Annotated in this window: 16 protein-coding genes, 1 pseudogene and 1 riboswitch; of the genes and pseudogenes, 10 read left to right on the plus strand and 7 right to left on the minus strand. The window is 45.1% G+C overall.

The genetic code is table 11. The features are described from left to right. Positions 1–48: 48 nt before the first annotated feature. Entirely contained in the window at positions 49–756 is a 708-nt protein-coding gene (locus QS795_RS14015; RefSeq protein WP_154638764.1) for a DUF1190 family protein, read from the plus strand. 6 nt (positions 757–762) lie between these two features. Beyond that, on the plus strand, positions 763–1,923 hold the full coding sequence (locus QS795_RS14020) for a glutathionylspermidine synthase family protein (protein WP_154603388.1): 1,161 nt from the start codon (positions 763–765) through the stop codon (positions 1,921–1,923). A 127-nt stretch (positions 1,924–2,050) separates the two neighbouring features. Here QS795_RS14020 and ygiD read toward each other — a convergent pair whose 3' ends face one another. Together ygiD and ribB are read right to left on the minus strand one after the other, a co-directional pair. Continuing rightward, positions 2,051–2,854, minus strand: coding sequence for a 4,5-DOPA-extradiol-dioxygenase (gene ygiD, locus QS795_RS14025; protein ID WP_286270565.1), 804 nt, complete (start codon positions 2,852–2,854; stop codon positions 2,051–2,053). 170 nt (positions 2,855–3,024) lie between these two features. Beyond that, the gene (gene ribB / locus QS795_RS14030) at positions 3,025–3,678 is read right to left on the minus strand and encodes a 3,4-dihydroxy-2-butanone-4-phosphate synthase (protein ID WP_154603389.1); all 654 of its coding nucleotides are present in this window, start codon (positions 3,676–3,678) and stop codon (positions 3,025–3,027) included. A 154-nt stretch (positions 3,679–3,832) separates the two neighbouring features. After that, positions 3,833–4,000, minus strand: a riboswitch (FMN riboswitch). Between the two features lie 208 nt (positions 4,001–4,208). Here ribB and ubiK point away from each other — a divergent pair. Continuing rightward, entirely contained in the window at positions 4,209–4,487 is a 279-nt protein-coding gene (ubiK, locus tag QS795_RS14035) for a ubiquinone biosynthesis accessory factor UbiK (RefSeq protein ID WP_006662951.1), read from the plus strand. 88 nt (positions 4,488–4,575) lie between these two features. Here the strand turns inward: ubiK and hldE are convergent, their stop codons facing one another. The 3 genes from hldE to QS795_RS14050 form a co-directional block, all read right to left on the minus strand. Continuing rightward, positions 4,576–6,003: a bifunctional D-glycero-beta-D-manno-heptose-7-phosphate kinase/D-glycero-beta-D-manno-heptose 1-phosphate adenylyltransferase HldE gene (gene hldE / locus QS795_RS14040; protein ID WP_286270563.1), complete on the minus strand. Its 1,428-nt coding sequence runs from the start codon at positions 6,001–6,003 to the stop codon at positions 4,576–4,578. Positions 6,004–6,098: 95 nt separating this feature from the next. Further along, positions 6,099–8,957 carry a bifunctional [glutamate--ammonia ligase]-adenylyl-L-tyrosine phosphorylase/[glutamate--ammonia-ligase] adenylyltransferase gene (gene glnE / locus QS795_RS14045; protein ID WP_318626550.1) on the minus strand — a complete coding sequence of 953 codons (2,859 nt, stop codon included), beginning with the start codon at positions 8,955–8,957 and terminating at the stop codon, positions 6,099–6,101. 11 nt (positions 8,958–8,968) lie between these two features. After that, positions 8,969–9,931, minus strand: a complete 963-nt coding sequence (locus tag QS795_RS14050) for a CYTH domain-containing protein (protein ID WP_154603391.1) — start codon at positions 9,929–9,931, stop codon at positions 8,969–8,971. Between the two features lie 280 nt (positions 9,932–10,211). Here QS795_RS14050 and QS795_RS14055 point away from each other — a divergent pair, with 280 nt between their 5' ends. Both QS795_RS14055 and QS795_RS14060 read left to right on the plus strand, forming a co-directional pair. Beyond that, positions 10,212–10,823, plus strand: coding sequence for a TIGR04211 family SH3 domain-containing protein (locus QS795_RS14055; protein WP_154627691.1), 612 nt, complete (start codon positions 10,212–10,214; stop codon positions 10,821–10,823). Between the two features lie 10 nt (positions 10,824–10,833). Continuing rightward, a complete protein-coding gene (locus QS795_RS14060) occupies positions 10,834–12,069 on the plus strand; it encodes a multifunctional CCA addition/repair protein (protein ID WP_286270552.1) in 1,236 nt (411 codons plus the stop codon). Positions 12,070–12,125: 56 nt separating this feature from the next. Here the strand turns inward: QS795_RS14060 and folB are convergent, their stop codons facing one another. Then, positions 12,126–12,485 (minus strand): bifunctional dihydroneopterin aldolase/7,8-dihydroneopterin epimerase, encoded by a 360-nt coding sequence (gene folB / locus QS795_RS14065; RefSeq protein ID WP_286270658.1) that lies wholly within the window; start codon positions 12,483–12,485, stop codon positions 12,126–12,128. Positions 12,486–12,600: 115 nt separating this feature from the next. On the opposite strand from folB, the gene plsY reads away from it, so the two are divergent. Both plsY and QS795_RS14075 read left to right on the plus strand, forming a co-directional pair. Next, the gene (plsY, locus tag QS795_RS14070; protein ID WP_154603394.1) at positions 12,601–13,254 is read left to right on the plus strand and encodes a glycerol-3-phosphate 1-O-acyltransferase PlsY; all 654 of its coding nucleotides are present in this window, start codon (positions 12,601–12,603) and stop codon (positions 13,252–13,254) included. A 309-nt stretch (positions 13,255–13,563) separates the two neighbouring features. Further along, on the plus strand, positions 13,564–15,096 hold the full coding sequence (locus tag QS795_RS14075; protein ID WP_286270545.1) for a methyl-accepting chemotaxis protein: 1,533 nt from the start codon (positions 13,564–13,566) through the stop codon (positions 15,094–15,096). A gap of 96 nt (positions 15,097–15,192) precedes the next feature. On the opposite strand, the gene tsaD is transcribed toward QS795_RS14075, so the two are convergent. Then, positions 15,193–16,224 (minus strand): tRNA (adenosine(37)-N6)-threonylcarbamoyltransferase complex transferase subunit TsaD, encoded by a 1,032-nt coding sequence (gene tsaD / locus QS795_RS14080; protein WP_286270543.1) that lies wholly within the window; start codon positions 16,222–16,224, stop codon positions 15,193–15,195. 373 nt (positions 16,225–16,597) lie between these two features. Between tsaD and rpsU the strand changes: the two genes are divergently transcribed. From rpsU to rpoD, 3 genes and pseudogenes are all read left to right on the plus strand, one after another. Further along, positions 16,598–16,813, plus strand: coding sequence for a 30S ribosomal protein S21 (rpsU, locus tag QS795_RS14085; RefSeq protein WP_001144069.1), 216 nt, complete (start codon positions 16,598–16,600; stop codon positions 16,811–16,813). A gap of 118 nt (positions 16,814–16,931) precedes the next feature. Further along, positions 16,932–18,677 (plus strand): DNA primase, encoded by a 1,746-nt coding sequence (dnaG, locus tag QS795_RS14090; protein ID WP_286270540.1) that lies wholly within the window; start codon positions 16,932–16,934, stop codon positions 18,675–18,677. 164 nt (positions 18,678–18,841) lie between these two features. Next, positions 18,842–20,710, plus strand: a pseudogene (gene rpoD / locus QS795_RS14095) (RNA polymerase sigma factor RpoD); the annotation flags it as partial. Positions 20,711–20,728: the final 18 nt, after the last annotated feature.

The following is a 20,728-nucleotide window of genomic DNA, read 5'->3' on the forward strand; positions in this document are numbered from 1 at the left end:
GGGCAACATCTCGAACCCCTTACTTATTATTCATTCAAGGTAATTACCATGACCATGAAGCGTACCAAAAATATTAATCAGAACGCCTTCCGTAAGTCTTGGCGCTCATACCGTTTAGCCCCTGTCGCTGTGGCGGTCAGTGCTGTATTTATGCTGTCTGCGTGTGAAGAGAGCGATGAAACTGTGTCTCTGTACACTAACGCGCAAGACTGTAGCCAAGCGAATCCATCTCAAGCAGACCAATGTACCCTTGCGTATAACAACGCATTGAATGAAGCCGCTAAAACAGCGCCAAAATACGCAACTCAAGAAGATTGCGTGGCAGAATTTGGTGAAGCGATGTGTACTCAGGCGCCAGCTCAAGCAGGCATCGCAGGTACAAGCACTCCAGCAGCCGGTGAGCCAGCTGCTCAACCACAAAGTAGTGGCAGCATGTGGATGCCATTAATGATGGGCTACATGATGGGCCGTATGATGGGCGGTAGCGCACCATCTCAACCACTGTTTAGCTCTAAAAACCCAGCCAGCCCAGCAAATGGTAAATTTGTTGATGCGACGGGTAAAAGTTATGGTCCTGCCGTTGCTGGCGGTCGTTCAATGAGCGTACCAAAAACCGCTATGGCACCAAAACCTGCCACCACCTCCACCATTACGCGTGGCGGCTTCGGTGACACAGTCAACAAACAAGCGACAGCGCAACGTTCATCTTCGTCCGCGAAATCCAGCTCATCCTCTTCCCGTTCAATGGGTGGTTGATAAGTAATGAAACGTGTTCCTATTGTAGAGCGTCCTAACTGGCGCGAAAAAGCAGATGAGTTTGGTTTTCACTTTCACACCATGTACGGCGAGCCGTACTGGTCTGAAGATGCCTATTACCAATTCACGCTAGCGCAAGTTGAAGAAATTGAAGAAGCCACCGCTGAAATTCACCAAATGTGTTTAAAAGTGGTTGAGCGCGTTGTTGAAAGCGACGAATTACTCGCTCGCTTCCAAATTCCTAAACACTGTTGGGAATTTGTCCGTAGTTCGTGGAAAAGTGAGCAGCCTTCATTATATTCCCGCCTAGACTTAGCTTACGATGGCGTAAATCCACCTAAGTTACTGGAAAATAACGCAGATACACCAACGTCACTGTATGAATCAGCGTTCTTCCAATGGATTTGGTTAGAAGACCAAATCGAAGCTGGAAAACTGCCAGAAAATGCTGACCAATTTAACAGTATTCAAGAGCAGCTGATTGAGCGTTTTGGTGAGCTTAAAGATCAATACGGTTTCCGCTTGCTACATATGGCTTGCTGCCAAGATACCGAAGAGGATCGTGGCACGGTGCAATATCTGCAAGACTGTGCAAACGAAGCTGGCGTAGCGACCGAATTCCTGTATATGGATGAAATCGGGCTGGGTGAAAAAGGTGAATTCACCGATACACAAGATCAGGTCATTAGTAACCTGTTCAAACTGTATCCATGGGAATTTATGCTCAGAGAAATCTTCTCAACCAAACTGCAAGATGCGGGTGTACGTTGGTTAGAGCCAGCTTGGAAAAGTATTATTTCCAACAAAGCGTTGCTGCCAATGTTATGGGAAATGTTCCCTGATCATCCAAACTTGTTACCAGCTTACTTTGCGGATGGTAACAAACCAGAGCTTGAAAGCTATGTGATTAAACCGCTATTTTCTCGTGAAGGTGCGAATATTCGCGTCATCGAAAATGGCAAAGAAATCGCTTCTGCGGATGGTCCTTATGGTGAAGAAGGGATGATTATCCAGCAATTCCACTCACTGCCAAAATTTGAAGGCAGCTACACATTAGTGGGAAGCTGGTTAGTTAACGACCAACCTGCGGGTATCTGTATTCGTGAAGATAAAGAACTGATTACTCAGGATTTATCACGTTTTTACCCACATATTATTATCGACTAATATTTTGTTAGTTTGATAAAACAGGGTGTCTGATAAAAAGAAAGCGGCAACGAGCTATTTCGTGCCGCTTTCTTATTTTTTATTCTCAGTATTAACCAACCTGAAAGCATAAACTGATTCGAAAGTATTAACCGATTTGCACTGACAACATGCTCAGCGATGCAGAAACAATGCCTTCCACAGGCGTACTTATCCCTTCTTCACCATCCCAAGTCCCTAAAATAGGTAAGATAGGTAAAAAGTGTTCTGGAGATGGATTCGATAATTTACCATCTTCACGATCTAACCCTTTTGTGAGTGGATGCGGCTGCTCGTGACTGCGTAAATTGTCATACACAAACTGCTCAAAAGAGGTCGCCCAAGGATAAGGTGCTGCATTAGCATTTTGCCAATCCATCGCTCTTAAATTATGAACCACGTTACCGCTGCCCATAATCAATATCCCTTCATTTCGTAATGTCGCCAGCTTTTTCCCCAGCTCATAATGCCAAGCTGCGGGTTTCGTACCATCAATGCTGAGCTGAACAACAGGGATATCCGCTTGAGGATACATACGGACTAAAATTTCCCATGTGCCGTGATCAAGCCCCCATTCCTCTTTATCTTGATGAATTGGTTCTGGAGACAGTAATTCAGCCACCTGTTTAGCCAGTTCTGGAGAACCCGGTGCTGGATACTCTATTTGGTATAAAGCTTCAGGGAAACCACCAAAATCATGGATAGTTTTCGGTTTAATCATCGCCGTGATCGCCGTTCCACGGGTATACCAGTGTGCTGAGATCACCAAAATCGCACGCGGTCTAGGCAAGGTTTTGCCCAGTTTTTCCCATGCTTCAGTGTACGAATTATGATTAATCGCGTTCATCGGGCTACCATGACCGATAAATACCGCAGGCATTCGATGGGTTAAGTGTTGGTTATTTGTCGACATGATGACCTCAATTCCACTAGAAGGATAATGAGTATCAGCATACCCTTTTTTAGAAAAAACACAGTGGGGGAATTATGAGAATGATCATCAAAAAATTTGAAGAGGCCACAAAGGTGTGCAACTTTGTGGCCGATGACTCTGTATGCAAAACGTTTTAAAAACCTAGCAAATTAGCTGGCTTTTTTTTCCACCTGAAGGCGGTAGTTCACTAAGTCTTCGATAGTCACAACGGTCATGTTGTGCTCACGAGCAAACTTCACTACATCTGGCGCACGCGCCATGCTGCCATCATCGTTGGTTAACTCACACAGTACTCCAGCGGGTTTAAAACCTGCCAGTACAGCTAAGTCAATTGTCGCTTCGGTATGACCACGGCGAGTTAATACCCCACCTTCACGAGCGCGCAGAGGGAATACGTGGCCTGGGCGGTTAATATCCGCAGGTACCGCATTGTCCGCAATTGCGGTTTTAATCGTCGTGATACGATCAGCCGCAGAAACGCCTGTCGTTACGCCTTTTGCCGCTTCGATAGTGACCGTAAAACCGGTTTGGTTTTGGCTGGTGTTTTTTTCCACCATCATCGGAATATCAAGCTGCTTACGGCGTTCTTCCGTAATACACAGGCACACAATGCCACTGCTATAGCGAATGGTCATTGCCATTTGCTCTGTGGTCATGGTTTCTGCTGCAAACACTAAGTCACCTTCATTCTCACGATCTTCATCATCGAGAACTAAGATACCTTTGCCTTGGCGCAGGGCTTCAATTGCATTTTCAACACGCTCGGTTGGATTACCGAATTCGGAAAGTAGCGTCTGATTCATGGTAAAAACCTTCTTAAATTAACAATATTTGAGTTACCAGAACCAGGGCAGTCTTAGGAGTACGAGAAATGAATAAACACAACGACTTAACAGCCGTTTCGCCATTCAATATGTAGAACAATGTTGCACCTAAAAGGTACAAGCATGCAGATACAGTGATTCTCTCCCATCCGGACTATAACCGTCGGCTCCAGATTCACACTGGATCTGCTGACCTTTCCTATCCATGACAATAACGCCAAAGATAACAAAGCGCTCGCGGGCTTCATGCGCGATGCATGTTACCGCCGGTGGGGACTTTCACCCCGCCCTGAGATTACGCAATTAATATAACTCCAATAATTCAATGGTGCAACGAACAAACGATAAAGTGGAAACTTACTCACACTTTTCGCCAATAAAAACAAGATGAAAGGCTGGGTTTTTATAATAATGTCAGAAGGTGGTTTATTCGTAACGCCGCAGGTATTACACTACCCCACATTATTTATTTTGAAACTGAAGTTATATTGAAACTGAAGGACCCGCGAATGCTCGATCCGAAAAAAATTGAACAAGTTGCCCGCCAAATTCAAGGTGCATTACCAAAAGGCGTGCGTGACTTAGGTGAAGACTTTGATAAAAAGCTTCGTTCACTGCTGCAATCTCAGCTTGGTAAATTAGATTTAGTTAGCCGTGAAGAGTTTGATATTCAAACACAAGTTTTGCTGCGCACTCGCGAAAAACTGATGAAAATGGAGCAACGCGTTAGCGCACTTGAAGCCCGTTTTTCAGATGAAAAAGTGATTGAAGAAAAACAAGAAGATTGATTCAGTCACAAACAAAAAAGCCTAACTTCTGCACGCATTTAAATGCAAACAAAAAGCTAGGCTTTTACTAAAACCAATTAAGATTTAATTATTTAGTTTTCATAATATTTTTGATGATATTGGTGGTTGAAATACCATCTTCGAAATTCAGAACCATCACTTGCCCACCAGCAGCCCACACTTCCTTGCTACCAGCAATTTCATCAGGATGATAATCCCCACCTTTTACTAAGATGTCAGGCAGAATTTCGGAGATCAAACGCTGCGGTGTATCTTCCTCGAATGGCACAACCCAATCCACAGCACCCAATGCACCCAACACAATCATACGTTGGTCTAATGGATTGACTGGGCGAGTTTCCCCTTTCAAGCGGCGGGTCGATGCATCACTGTTTACCGCAACAATCAGGCGATCACCCAATTTACGTGCATTTGCCAGATACGAAACATGTCCTGCATGCAGAATATCGAAACAGCCATTGGTCATCACTACGCGCTCACCACGAGCACGCGCATCGGCCACTGCTTGCTTCAGCTGGCTCTCAGTCATTACGCCGAAACCATTTTCTGCACGACCACGGATCGCATTTTCTAATTCGATAGGGGAAACTGTTGAAGTCCCTAATTTGCCAACCACAACACCCGCTGCGGCATTTGCTAATGCACAAGCTTCATGCAATGGGCGACCTGATGCAATTGATGCCGCCAATACGCCAATGACCGTATCGCCAGCCCCTGTCACATCAAAAACTTCTTGTGCTTCAGTCGGTAAATGTAAAGGGGCTTCATTACGGCGGATCAAGCTCATGCCTTGCTCTGAGCGAGTAATCAACAGTGCTGATAACTCCAAAGATTCCAGGAGCTGCATCCCTTTTTCTTCAACATCTTTATTATCTTTGCAACGCCCCACAATCGCTTCAAATTCAGACATATTTGGCGTTAACAGGGTTGCTCCACGATAACGTTCAAAATTGTTGCCTTTCGGGTCGATAAGAACAGGTACGCCCGCTTTATTCGCCAGCGCAATCATCTTCTCAACTTCGGTTAATGCACCTTTCGCATAGTCAGACAGCACCAACGCGCCAATATGTGGCAGAGCTTGTTCGATGCGTTCTAACATTGGCTGTGCATCCACATTTTCGAACCCTTCTTCAAAGTCGAGGCGGATCAGCTGCTGGTTACGGGATAAAACACGTAACTTAGTAATGGTTGGGTGTGTTGGAATGGCCACAAAGTCACAGCGGACATTCACGCCATTCAGGTTCTCAGTCAGAGCTTTTGCCGCATCATCAATCCCCGTTAAACCCACTAAGCGAGAATTTGCGCCCAGTGACGCAATGTTCATTGCCACGTTTGCCGCGCCGCCTGGACGCTCTTCCACCATGGTCACTTTAACAACCGGAACCGGCGCTTCAGGCGAAATACGATTTGTAGGTCCATGCCAGTAGCGATCTAACATGACATCACCAACAACCAATACACCTGCTTGCTTATAATCAGGAAGGGTTACTTTCATCCCGCACTCCAGTTATGAAAAGAAAATCTGAAATTAATTGCCGCTAATACTAGCATACTGCACGATATCGCCTAAATAATTTGCTAGCTAATCAATCACTCAAGCCATTTTTTCCAGCTGGCAAGCACCAAGGCGCGTTGAGCTGAAAATTGTTGGCTGTCTACACGGCTAGGTAAAGATTGTAGCGCTAAATGATGTAGCTCATTACGCATCGTGACATACGCCTGCGTTAAGCCATATGCCTCTTCTTCTGGCATAAAATCATACTGCGCCATTAACTCAAAAATGCGCACATTATCAGACCAGCGAGTCAGCGCTGGATTATCAATAGCAAAACGCAGCACTAAATATTGAGCGATAAACTCAATGTCAGTGATCCCGCCCGGATCGGCTTTTAAATCAAACTCATTTTCCTGATGGCTTCCCAAATGCCGATGCATTTTCAGACGCATATCCCGCACCTGCTCACGCAGCACATCTGGCTCTCTCGGCAGACATAAGGTTTCATGACGAATTTGCTTAAATTTTTGTTGCAGCGAACTATCACCAAATACCATACGAGCACGGATCAGCGCTTGGTGTTCCCATGTCCACGCATCATTTTTTTGGTAGTCATCGAAAGATTGAATTGTACTGACCAACATGCCCGATTCACCAGAAGGCCTTAGGCGTGCATCCACTTCGTACAATACCCCTGAAGCCGTGCGGGTGCTAAAAAGATGAATAATACGCTGTGCAACCCGCAGATAAAATTGACGAGCCTCAATGGAACGATCCCCTGTTGTCACCGCATTCATTGGGCAGTCAAACAGAAAAACCAAATCTAAATCTGAGCTATAACCCAGCTCCCAGCCACCTAATTTACCATAGCCCAGTACCGCAAATCCGTACTGTTTTTCATCGAACTTATCTTCATCAAACTTAGCTAAGTGATCTGGTTCCCCATAGCGCTTGACCATCATTTGCCATGCTTGGCGTACCACCGCATCAATAATCGCTTCAGCCAAATACGTTAAGTGGTCACTCACTTTCATCACAGGGAGTACCCCAGAAATATCTTCGGCGGCAATGCGTAATAATTGTGCCTGTTTAAATTGGCGGAGCGCTTCTAGCAACTGCTCTTCGTCATCTTCTGGCACACGCATTAAATATTGGCGTAATTCATCGCGGTAGGCGGTGAGCGGTAATGGCTGATACAAGGACTGAGGGTCGAGTAATTCATCCAACAAAAGCGGGTGACGAGCTAACTGCTCAGCAATCATTGGCGAAGCCGCACATAAGCGAATAACGTGAGTTAGCACTTCGTCAAACTCGAGCATCAACTCTAAATAAGTTGTTCGGCTAACAATGCTCAACAATAATGGCGTGATGCGTTCAATCACTCGCCCTGCATCTTCGCGCTCCCCCACTTTTGCCAACAATTTTGGCATTAATTCATCAAGAACATCACGACCACGGGGGCCAATAGTGCGCTTATTAAGATCATGGCGGAACAGGTTAATTCCGTGGATCATTTTTTCTGCGACGAATTCATCTTTTGACGGTAAATAACTTGCCAGCTCCTCTTTGGAAAGCTCACTTTGCCAGAGCGTAATGTACGCTTCATGGCACTCTTCCACTTTGTCTTCCTCACCATCGCTACCAATTTGCTCTGCGAAAATTTGGTGTACCGTTGCCATTTTTGCACTCAGTTGCTGATAAAAATCAGCCCAATTCGCAAATCCCATCCCCCACGCTAAACGCGCCTGATTTAAAGCATCATCGGGCAATGTCTGGGTTTGTTGGTCATCGATACTTTGCAATAAATTCTCTAACCGACGTAGGAAGATATAGCTGTCTTGCAGTTGAGTAACTTGCTGTGCTGGTAATAATGCAAGTTCTTCAATGCCTTGTAATGCGGCAAATAAAGATTGTGACTGTAACGCGGGTTCTCGTCCGCCTCGGATTAACTGAAAAACTTGGGAGATAAATTCAATTTCGCGAATACCGCCAGCGCCTAATTTGATGTTGTTGACCAATCCACGACGGCGCACTTCTCGCTCAATCATATTTTTCATATTACGTAGGGATTGGATAACACTGAAATCAATATAACGACGATAGACAAACGGGCGTAATAATTTACGCAAGGTATCCGCATAATAGATGCTGTCAGGCCCCATAATACGGGCTTTGACCATTGCATAGCGCTCCCAGTCACGCCCTTGCTCTTGGTAGTAATCTTCCAAAGCAGAAAAACTGAAGACCAATGGGCCGCTATCACCAAATGGGCGTAAGCGCATATCAACGCGATACACAAAACCGTGAATGGTGACTTGGTCAAGAACGCGGATCAGCTTCTGCCCTAGGCGCGTAAAAAACTGCGCGTTATCCAGCTCTTTACGCCCACCTTGAGTAACTCCATTTTCAGGATAAGCAAAAATCAGGTCGATATCAGACGAAAAATTTAATTCCCTGCCCCCCAGTTTCCCCATCCCAAGCACTAATAGTGGCTGCGGGTTTCCAGTACGATCACACGGCGTTCCCCACAAGAGGCAATAGGTTTTGTATAGCCAGTCTCGCGCTGCAACAATCAATACCTCAGCCAGTTCGCTAAGTTGCACAATGGTATCGCGCTGGGAACATAATTCTAAGGTTTGCATCCAAGCGATACGCACTAACATATGATGACGAAAAGTGCGTAAAACCTGCATCAAATGATCTTCATCCGTCACCGATGCTAACGCTTCTTCCAGCCATTCCCCATAGCGAGCCCATTCATCACCTACTGGCGGCAGTGTTCGAATATGCTGTAAAAATTGGGAATGGGTGAGAACCTGTTTCAACGCAAAATCACTGAATGCGAGAAAATTCAGTTCAGATTCATTTAACGGAAGCAACTCAGAAGATTGCTCCGTAAACTGCTGAATAATACGTTGGTGTTGGTTCTGCAAAAGCTCGGAAGAAAGCGGCATAGATTCAGTACCTATTCGACATCAGTATATGTTAAGGCGGTTAACCACTGAATAAAGGCTAGTTTGCATTTTAGCCATTGGCTACTGTAACAAAAGCCTTCTGCACTGACCGTTTCATCAGTCACATCCAAACGTAATTGTTCCAGAGGGAGATCGTGAACAAAATGCGGTGCAGAGTTTTGGTAATGCACTAAGAAAGCCTGAACAAAGCGTAAAAACTCACTAAGCCCATGACGTGCATGTTCACCACCTGCTAACCAATATTGTTCATGTTGCTGGCAAAGTTGCTGCATGTGCAACAGTGACTTTTCAATCGGTTGTTCTTCATAATCAAACACAGATTCAGGGCGCACTAAAGGTACAGGCTCACTCGCTAATAATGAGTAGCCTCGTGCCGCTTTACTCAGGGAGGATAAACTCAGACCATCGATATCTGCGAATTTCTTCGCTAAATTCAGTACGTCAGCTACAAAGCCTTGTTTTAGTTCCAATTCAAATTCTTGAATCGGTAAATCTTTCGCACCCGCGGAGACTTCTCCTTGGTCGAAAACAATTTCAATTTCACTATCTTCGAATTTCACCAACCATGTTTCACGAGTGAAATTAGTGCTAAACAAAACTTCCAACTCATCCTCTAGTTGCGCGATATCCGTTCCTTCAGGCCAGATTTCTGCCGGAAATGCCGCAAGATTGATTTCAGGGGAATCAATTTCCACGTTGAACTCTGGGCGCTGGTGTAATCCGCTAATCACTTGCCCAGCCGTTTTCATCGTCATCTCATAACGACCATCACAACCCCGAATACGCAACCCCATATCCCATTGGCGTAGCTGTCTTTGTGCCGTATCAAAATAGATATTAGTCAGCTTGCGAGGCGCAGAGTGTTGTGGTGAAAGCGTCGAAATACACTGACGAACAGCATCAATAGCAGAACTCTGAGCCGCTAACTTGAGTTCAACTTCTATGTGGTTCATACATTTCCTTATTTAATAATTTTACTGCATCCATATTACCCCAATCCCTGAGAGCAGAGAAAAGAAACCGCACAGAAACCAAAAATTCTACAAGCATAAATTCCCTTAGAGGGTTGTTTCAATAACATGCTTAAAAATTGTATTATCCAGTGACTTAGGAAGGTTCTCATTCTCATTCAACATTTACACAACTCTATGCTTTAACGTTTGCACCAATAGGCTTTACTTATTAGTATTTAATTAATAAGACACTCATTCACCGTGAAAAGATAAAAACACTATGCGAAAAATTCCACTTTTACTTGTTTCAATCATGGGGTTAGGCCTTTCAATCACAGCAAACGCTGAAACACGCTACGTTTCTGAAGATTTATCGACTTATGTCCGTAGTGGCCCAGGCACCAACTACCGCATTGTTGGCTCGCTAAACGCAGGTGAATCCGTTGAACTGATTTCAGTGGATAATAAATTTGCTCAAATTAAAGATGGCAAAGGCCGCACCGTTTGGATACCAACGGATCAGCTCAGCGACATCCCAAGTATGAAAAGCCGAATTCCGCAGTTAGAAGCTGAAAATCAAAAGCTTCGTCAACAGTTAGATAACATTGACAATACTTGGAATACCCGCACCGCAGACATGCAGCAAAAAGTGGCTGATAATGATAGTGAAGTGCGTCAGCTCAAAGCAGAAAATGAAAAACTGAAAAACGAACTCATCAAAGCGGGTAAAAAGTTAGATATTGCTGAAGTGAATCTGGATGATCGTCGCCGTGAGTTAATTTTACAGTGGTTTATGTACGGTGGTGGCGTGGCGGGTGCTGGCTTAATTTTAGGGCTACTTCTGCCTCACATTATTCCACGCCGTAAAAAACGTAATGATGGTTGGATGTAAGAGAGCCTAAATGAAAGTCTATCTCGTCGGTGGAGCGGTACGTGACAAATTACTTGGATTACCTATCTCAGATAGAGATTATGTGGTGGTGGGTACCACGCCAGAGGCGATGCTAGCCCAAGGCTTTCAACAGGTAGGCAAAGATTTTCCCGTCTTTTTGCATCCAAAGACTCATGAAGAGTATGCCCTTGCCAGAACGGAACGAAAAATCGGTTCTGGCTACACAGGGTTTAGCTGTTATAGCGCGCCAGACGTCACTATAGAAGATGATTTACTGCGCCGAGATTTGACCATCAACGCCATCGCACAAAGCGATACAGGGGAATTGGTCGATCCCCATCATGGTGTGCGTGATCTCAAAAATCGCGTTCTGCGCCATGTCTCTGATGCTTTTTTGGAAGACCCATTGCGCGTATTGCGTGTGGCACGTTTTGCCGCTCGCTATTATGTTCAAGGCTTTCGAGTTGCCCCAGAAACCATGGCGTTGATGCAGTCCATGTCGGAATCAGGAGAGCTATCCCATCTCACCCCTGAGCGCGTCTGGACAGAAACGCACAAAGCGCTGATGTCCAATTCACCGCAAGTTTACTTTGAAGTTTTACGTGAATGCGGCGCACTTGCCGTTCTATTTCCTGAAATTGATAACCTATTCGGCGTACCAGCCCCTGAAAAATGGCATCCAGAAGTAGACACAGGGATCCATATTTTGATGGTAATGCGCGTGGTGGCAACATTATCGAAAGATATTGATGTGCGCTTTGCGGCGTTATGCCATGACCTAGGTAAAGGACTTACGCCTAAAGCGGTCTGGCCGAGTCATCCACAGCATGGGGAAGCCGGGATCCCCCTGATTATCGACTTATGTGAGCGGTATAAGATCCCAACCAGCACCAAAGACCTCGCCTGCCTTGCTGCAAAATATCACGATATGATCCATGTGATTAACAAGCTCAGCGCTGCCGATATTGTGGGGATCTTTGATGGATTAGATAGCTGGCGTAAACCTGAGCGTATTTCTCAGCTTAGTTTAGTGAGTGAAGCGGATGCCAGAGGTCGCGGAGGGTTAGAAAACCAAGCCTATCCTCAAGGGATATTTTTACGTCAATCCTATGAGATAGCCAAAGCGGTTGCAGTAAAATCAATTATTGAGCAGGGCTTTCAAGGCGCACAAATCCGAGAGGAACTGACTAGGCAGCGTATTCAAGCAGTTGAAGAGTGGCTAAAAATACAAAAAGTGATGATTTAAAATAGCTGAAAATATTGGCGGTACTTCGACCGCCAACATCCACGATGCAATCTCCATTAACTGGTTTTTGCACCACGTTCAATCAGCACGCCCATATTGGCAGCACGAGCAACAGCCCCTGGCTTAGACACTCGAATACGAACCCAAGGTGTGAAAAATTCATTCATCAGCAGTTGAGCAACCTCTTCTGCAACTCTTTCAACTAACCCAAATTTATTATGTTCTAAATAGCTAACAACGCGTTCGCTAACTTCAGCGTAATTCAAACATAATTCAACATTATCGCTCATCGCGGCCTGTTTATTGTCCCATCCCATTTCGATATCGAGCAAAAGTTTTTGTTCAATACCTTGTTCCCAGTCATATACACCGATGGTGGTGATGACTGATAATTGTTCAATAAATACGATATCCATCACGTCATTTTCTCGTTTATGTGCTGAATTGATACCACTTCAGGAAAAATGTGCGTATTATCCAAGACTGAAGTGAATTACATATAAATAGCCTAAACCGTTTTTGGAGTTAGTTATGAGTGCTATCGCGCTTGGCATGATAATCTTCGCCTATCTTTGCGGATCAATATCGAGTGCTATTTTGATCTGCCGTCTGGCAAGATTACCCGACCCTCGTCAACACGGCTCTGGTAACCCCGGTGCAACTAACGTCTTACGCGTCGGCGGCAAAGTCGCCGCTGCCTCAGTACTGATCTGTGATGTACTGAAAGGGATGATCCCTGTATGGCTTGCTTATTATTTAAATGTGCAACCATTCTATCTTGGCTTGGTCGCGATTGCAGCCTGCCTTGGACATATTTATCCGGTTTTCTTTCACTTTAAAGGTGGAAAAGGCGTTGCTACCGCATTTGGATCCATCGCAGCAATCGGCTGGGATCTTTCAGGTTTGGTGGCAGGCACTTGGCTGCTCACCGTATTGCTCAGTGGCTACTCATCCCTTGGGGCGATTGTCAGTGCGCTAATGGCGCCATTTTATGTGTGGTGGTTTAAGCCTGAATTCACCTTCCCGGTTGCTATGCTGTCGTGCTTAGTGCTTGTTCGCCATCATGGCAATATTCAGCGTCTATGGCGCGGACAAGAAAGCCGAATTTGGCAAAAATTGAAGAATAAAAAGCAAAAAACCACCAAAGAGATAGCTCAAGAGCAACGTGACGATAAGGACGATTAATATCATTCACGATAATGCCTCTAATAAGTCATTACTTTGATAAGCAATAAGGGCTGAATTTCAGCCTTTTTTATTTCTATTATCTTCACTTCCTGTTCAATCACATCCTTCTATACCATCAAAAACTTCCCCTATTTTTTACTGTATTGACTCACACTCATATCACTCATTTTGATACGTATTTACACTTATTCGCAACGCAGCGCACACTTTTAAAAAATAGTTAAAATATTGCAAATTTATTACTAATGAATAATTAAAAACTGTCGACTATATAAAGGAAAACTTAACTATAAAAGTGAATATAAAATGAGCAGAACTCCATATGTAACCCAAAATGAGCATATCTTAGATGAAGATATCACCTTGATGACCACAAGTGACCTTCAAGGGAATATTATTCACGCTAATGATTTTTTTGTGCAAGTCAGTGGGTATGACCTCGATGAATTAATGGGGCAGCCCCACAGTATTATTCGTCATCCTGATATGCCTAAAGCCGCCTTTGCGGATATGTGGCGTACCTTAAAAATGGGAGAGCCTTGGACTGGGATCGTCAAAAATCGCCGTAAAAATGGCGACCATTACTGGGTTCGCGCTAATATCATCCCCATGCAGCGAAAAGGTGTCATCACCGGTTATATGTCCATTCGTCTACGCGCGACCCGAGAGGAAATCGCCGCGGTTGAGCCGCTGTATAAAGCTCTAGTCGAAAATCGTAGCAATCGCCGAATTTATAAGGGGATCGTGCTGCCAAAACGCCGTCGATTCTCACTTTCAACCCTGTCTGTTCGCTGGCGTTGCCGTTTAATTTCCAGCAGCTTATTTGTTCTGTGGATGGCGATGGCGGGTTTATCGGGTCTATCCGGCAATGCACTGCTACTGACCAGCTTATTCACCTTAATAACCCTGCTATTCGGTAATGTGATGTTAGAGCGTAGTTTTGCGAAGCCGCTCGAAAATATTATGTCTCAGGCATTAAGCGTAGCGCGAGGTAACCGTAATAGCATTGATCACATGAACCGCGTTGATGAAATTGGGCAGATCCTGCGCTCCATTGGCCAACTAGGCTTAGTGTGTCGCTGGCTGATTAACGATGTCTCTGAGCAAGTGGATAACGTCCGTAAAGGCAGCCAATCGTTAGTGAGCGATTGTGGTGAACTCGATAGCCATACACAGCGTACCGTAGGCTATATGCAGCAAACCGCCGCTACCATGAATCAAATGGCGGTCTCCGTTAAGATGAATGCGGACAACACGCATAAAGCCGATGTGCTATCGAACGAAACCAGTGAAACGGCCGTTAATGGGGGAGCAATGATGGATGCGGTCGTCACCACTATGGATGAAATCGTCCATAGCACCAGTAAAATTAACTCCATCACCGATGTGATTAAAGATATTGCATTCCAAACCAACATTTTGGCACTGAATGCTGCCGTGGAAGCCGCCAGAGCCGGTGAGCAAGGCAAAGGCTTTGCGGTCGTCGCCAATGAAGTGCGTAGCTTAGCGAGCCGCAGTGCCAGTGCAGTCAACGATATTCGCGAGCTTATCAATAACTGTGAAAAGAAAGTGAGCTCCGGTAAAGACCAAGTCTACGCGGCGGGGAACACAATGAAAGAGATTGTGGATCAAGTGCAAAACGTAACACAGCTAATTACCCATATTAGCCATGCTACAACGGAGCAAGCCTCTGGGATCTCTGATATCACACAAGCCGTCAGTGAACTGGAATCCATCACTCAACAAAGCAGCTTACTCGTTGAGCAGAGCACCGAGACCGCAAATCACGTTAAAGATCGTTCCATTCGCTTAGAAGATGCAGTGACCGTTCTACATTAATAATAACTTGCACTAAGCTCGTTTTACAATAAAACAGGGGGCTAGCGTATTACGTTAGCCCCCTGTTTTTATTATGTTTTGAACATAACAGATTAATTATTTAACAGCGCCTTCATCTAACGGTGGCAACTCTGCAAGCGGCCAGCGAGGGCGAACGGTCACGCCTAAATCTGCATTTGCACCGCCTTTTAAGCGAATTAAGCCCGCGAGAGCAATCATTGCGCCATTGTCTGTACAAAATTCAGGACGTGCATAAAATGCTTCGCCGCCACGCTGCTTCAAAACGTCTTCCATTTTAGCGCGTAAAGTACGGTTAGCACTCACACCACCGGCCATCACCAAGCGCTTAAAGCCCGTTTGCTCAAGCGCGCGCTTACATTTAATCGCGAGCGTATCCACAACTGCATCTTCGAAAGCACGGGCGATATCAGCGCGAGTTTGAGGATCATCAGGGTTATCGCGGATCGTATTTGCCGCAAACGTCTTCAAGCCGGAAAAACTGAAATCCAGCCCCGGACGGTCAGTCATCGGGCGAGGGAAAACAAAACGCCCTGCAACGCCTTGCTGCGCCATGCGTGATAACACAGGCCCACCCGGATAGTCTAAACCGAGTAACTTCGCCGTTTTATCGAATGCTTCGCCTGCTGCATCATCGATGGATTCACCGAGAAGCTCATATTCACCAATGCCCGTCACGCTAATTAGCTGGGTATGACCACCAGACACTAACAGCGCCACAAACGGGAATTCAGGGCTTTTTTCTTCCAGCATCGGGGCGAGCAAATGCCCTTCCATGTGATGCACAGCAACCGCAGGTACATCCCACGCAAACGCCAGCGCACGACCCACCGTCGCTCCCACCATCAATGCACCCACTAAACCGGGGCCTGCGGTGTACGCAACGGCATCGATATCTTCGTGGGTTAAATTGGCTTCTTTGAGTGCCGCTTGAATCAGCGGTACTGTTTTGCGGATATGATCACGAGAGGCTAATTCGGGTACGACACCGCCGTAATCAGCATGAACTTTAATTTGGCTGTATAACTGGTTCGCAAGTAGACCCAGTTTATCATCATAGATTGCGATTCCAGTTTCATCGCAAGATGTTTCGATACCTAAAACACGCATTGCACTACCCTTGTTTGTTGCATGAGGGCAAGTCTATCACTAAATTTGCACCATCGCGCCTAAATTTGCGTCATTGCGCAATAAAATGTCATGAAATCCCACAATTAATCCCAGCAAAAGGCTGACTTTCCAAGTTGTATAGTCTATAATCAGACCCCTGTAATAAAAATTTCGTGTGGCAAATTCTCATTATTATCTGGTTTTTCTCACTTTATTGATTAAAGCTGAGGCAAAACAGGTGATCTTGCGTGATTCAATTTTATACGGCACTTTACAAACCCGTACTCATTGAAGTAAAATTCCGCACCATTTTAAATGACGGCTGGTGAACAAAAACCAGCAACAAACCGATTTCTATTGAGGTGAGAGGCACATGCCGGTAATTAAAGTACGTGAAAACGAGCCATTCGACGTAGCACTGCGTCGTTTCAAACGTTCTTGTGAAAAAGCAGGAGTTTTAGCAGAAGTTCGTCGTCGTGAATTCTATGAAAAACCAACGACTGAACGTAAACGCGCTAAAGCATCAGCTGTAAAGCGTCACGCTAAAAAACTGGCTCGCGAAAACGCACGCCGTACTCGTCTGTACTAATTGATTGCGATTTTAATCGCAACCAATACAGACAAGTAAGTAGTTAGCAGTTAAAGGCCGTGCTTTCCTAACGGAAGCGCGGCTTATTATCGTTCATCAACAGGCGAAAAAGAGGCTTATGGCTGGACGAATTCCGCGTTCATTTATCAATGACTTACTCGCTCGAACCGATATCATTGATTTAGTCGATGCAAAAGTCCCGTTAAAAAAACAGGGTAAGAACCATCACGCTTGCTGTCCTTTTCATAACGAAAAAACACCATCATTTACTGTCAATGGTGAGAGACAATTTTACTATTGTTTTGGTTGTGGTGCCCATGGTAACGCCATCGATTTTCTGATGAATTACGACAAATTAGATTTTGTCGAAGCAATAGAAGAGTTATCCGCATTACACGGTCTGGATGTTCCTTACGAAAAAGGAACCGGAACCAGCCAAATTGAACTCCATCAGCGTCAAAATTTGTACCAATTGATGGAAAAAATAAATCAGTTTTACTGCGCTGCCTTAAATCATCCATCGGCCAATAAAGCCAAAGATTATTTAAGCCAACGTGGTTTAAGTGCAGATATTATCTCGCATTTTTCGATTGGTTTTGCGCCCGCAGGCTGGGACAACCTTCTCAAGAAATTTGCAGTGACCCCAGAAAGCCGTCAGCAACTTGATGAAGCGGGCATGCTGGTCACTAATGATAATGGTCGCGTTTATGATCGCTTTAGAGAGCGAGTCATGTTCCCGATTCGGGATCGTCGCGGTCGCGTAATTGCATTTGGTGGACGGGTGTTAGGCGATGCATTGCCAAAATATTTAAACTCCCCAGAAACCGATATATTCCATAAAGGTCGCCAACTTTTTGGCCTTTATGAAGCCACGCAAAATAGTAGTGAGCTTGCAAAATTACTTGTTGTTGAAGGCTATATGGACGTTGTAGCACTCGCACAGTATGACATCCGCTATGCGGTTGCATCACTTGGCACCTCTACAACCTCTGAGCATATTCAATTGCTCTATCGCTCAACAGACACGGTAATTTGCTGTTATGACGGAGATAGAGCAGGAAGAGAAGCCGCTTGGCGCGCACTTGAAAACTCCCTTCCCTATCTAACCGATGGTCGCCAACTCCGTTTTATGTTTTTGCCTGATGGCGAAGACCCAGATTCATTGGTACGCAAAGAAGGAAAAGACGCCTTTGAGCAACGCATGGAAAATGCGCAAAGTCTTTCCACCTTTTTGTTTGACTCTTTAGTTCCCCAAGTGGACTTAAAAACCCAAGAGGGTCGAGCAAAAATTAGTAAACTTGCTATCCCATTGATAAAACAGATTCCGGGTGAAACTCTGCGCCTCTATATGGCACAAGAACTAGGAAATTTCATTGGTATACCGGATATTTCCCAAGTTCTTGCTATGATTGATAGAGAGAGTACTGAGCCAGTTAACTATCAGGCACCCAAACTGAAACCAACAACAATGCGCATACTTATCGCGTTGTTGGTGCAAAATCCGAACTTTTCGGAGCTTGTTCCCTCACTAGAGGGAATTGCCCATATCCAAATGCCGGGGCTTTCTCTATTTCAGGAATTGGTTGAAGTTTGCCGTTCCACCCCCGGAATGACCACTGGGCAGTTGCTAGAACGTTATCGCGATAATAATTTCGCGAAACAACTTGAAAAACTCGCAACATGGAACGATATAGAAATAGAGGAAATAGCGGAAAATACCTTTATAGATGCTCTAAATCATCTATTTAATAGCGCCCTCGATGAGCGTTTCGACTATCTGATAGCGAAAGAACGAACACAAAGGTTGACACCTGAAGAGCGCGAAGAAGTCCGTCTAATCACTCTTTCACGAGTGAAAACGTAAAGCATCCAAAAAATAGTATACAGAACGGCTTAAGTGCCGCAAATAACAAGGCAAATGCCTGTAAATGCTACGAAATATAAAGGGCGTAGCGCGTAGTCAAATGTCCCTTTAAATGTTCTTGTTGGCCGTTAGTTTCGCCGACCGACACCAATTTAAATACTCAGAAGTGTGGATACCGTCTTATGGAGCAAAACCCGCAGTCACAGCTTAAGCTACTCGTCACCAAGGGTAAAGAGCAAGGTTATTTAACCTATGCTGAGGTAAACGACCATCTGCCGGAAGATATCGTCGATTCGGATCAGATTGAAGATATCATCCAGATGATTAATGACATGGGCATCCAGGTCATGGAAGAAGCACCTGATGCCGATGATTTAATTTTGGCTGAAAATACTTCCGACACGGATGAAGATGCGGCTGAAGCTGCAGCTCAAGTATTGTCCAGTGTTGAAAGTGAAATCGGCCGTACCACCGACCCAGTACGCATGTATATGCGTGAAATGGGGACTGTCGAACTTCTTACCCGTGAAGGTGAGATCGACATCGCAAAACGTATCGAAGATGGTATTAATCAGGTTCAGTGCTCTGTTGCTGAATATCCTGAGGCTATCACCTACTTACTTGAACAGTATGACCGCGTCGAAGCTGGCGAAAGCCGCTTATCTGACCTCATCACTGGGTTCGTTGACCCAAATGCGGAAGAAGATTTAGCCCCTACAGCAACCCACGTAGGTTCTGAACTTCCACAAGAAGAGTTAGATAAAGACGACGAAGACGAAGAAGATGAAGACGGCGATGACAGCGATAGCGATGACGATAACAGCATCGATCCTGAGTTAGCGCGTCAGAAATTCTCTGACCTTCGTGAACAATATGAAAAAACTCGCACCCATATTAAACAATATGGTCGTAGCGATGCGAAAACTGCGGCTGCTATCGAGCAATTATCCGAAGTTTTCAAAGAGTTCCGTTTAGTACCTAAGCAGTTTGACTATCTGGTCAACAACATGCGTGAAATGATGGACCGCGTTCGTATGCAAGAACGTACCATCATGAAACTGTGTGTTGAACAGTGCAAAATGCCTAAGAAGAACTTCATCACCTTATTCAGTGGCAATGAAACCAGCGAAACTTGGTTAACCGCAGCAAAAGCGATGAACAAGCCGTGGTCTGAAAAACTGCTGGAAGTGGAAGAAGAAGTTCTGCGTTGTCTGCAAAGACTGCGTCAAATCGAAGAAGAAACTGGCCTGACAATCGAACAGGTTAAAGATATCAACCGTCGTATGTCTATCGGTGAAGCTAAGGCTCGTCGTGCGAAGAAAGAGATGGTTGAAGCAAACTTACGTCTGGTTATTTCTATCGCGAAGAAATATACCAACCGTGGTCTGCAGTTCCTTGATTTGATTCAAGAAGGTAACATCGGTCTGATGAAAGCGGTTGATAAGTTTGAATACCGTCGTGGTTATAAGTTCTCAACTTATGCAACATGGTGGATCCGTCAGGCTATTACCCGTTCTATCGCTGACCAAGCACGTACAATCCGTATTCCGGTTCACATGATTGAGACTATCAACAAACTGAACCGTATCTCTCGTCAAATGCTGCAAGAGATGGGCCGTGAGCCATCGCCAGAAGAACTGGCAGAACGCATGCTAATGCCGGAAGATAAAATCCGTAAAGTACTGAAGATTGCGAAAGAGCCAATCTCCATGGAAACGCCAATCGGTGATGATGAAGATTCACATTTAGGCGATTTCATTGAAGATACCACATTAGAGTTACCGTTAGATTCTGCAACGTCAGAAAGCTTACGTTCGGCAACTCATGAGGTTCTGGCTGGCTTAACCGCACGTGAAGCGAAAGTCCTGCGTATGCGTTTCGGTATCGACATGAACACTGACCACACCTTAGAGGAAGTGGGTAAACAGTTTGATGTTACCCGTGAGCGTATCCGTCAGATTGAAGCGAAAGCGCTGCGTAAATTACGTCACCCAAGCCGCTCAGAAGTTCTGCGCAGCTTCTTAGACGAATAAGCCGTAAACGTCTTCAAG

Source organism: Providencia zhijiangensis (assembly GCF_030315915.2).
GTDB lineage: Bacteria > Pseudomonadota > Gammaproteobacteria > Enterobacterales > Enterobacteriaceae > Providencia > Providencia zhijiangensis.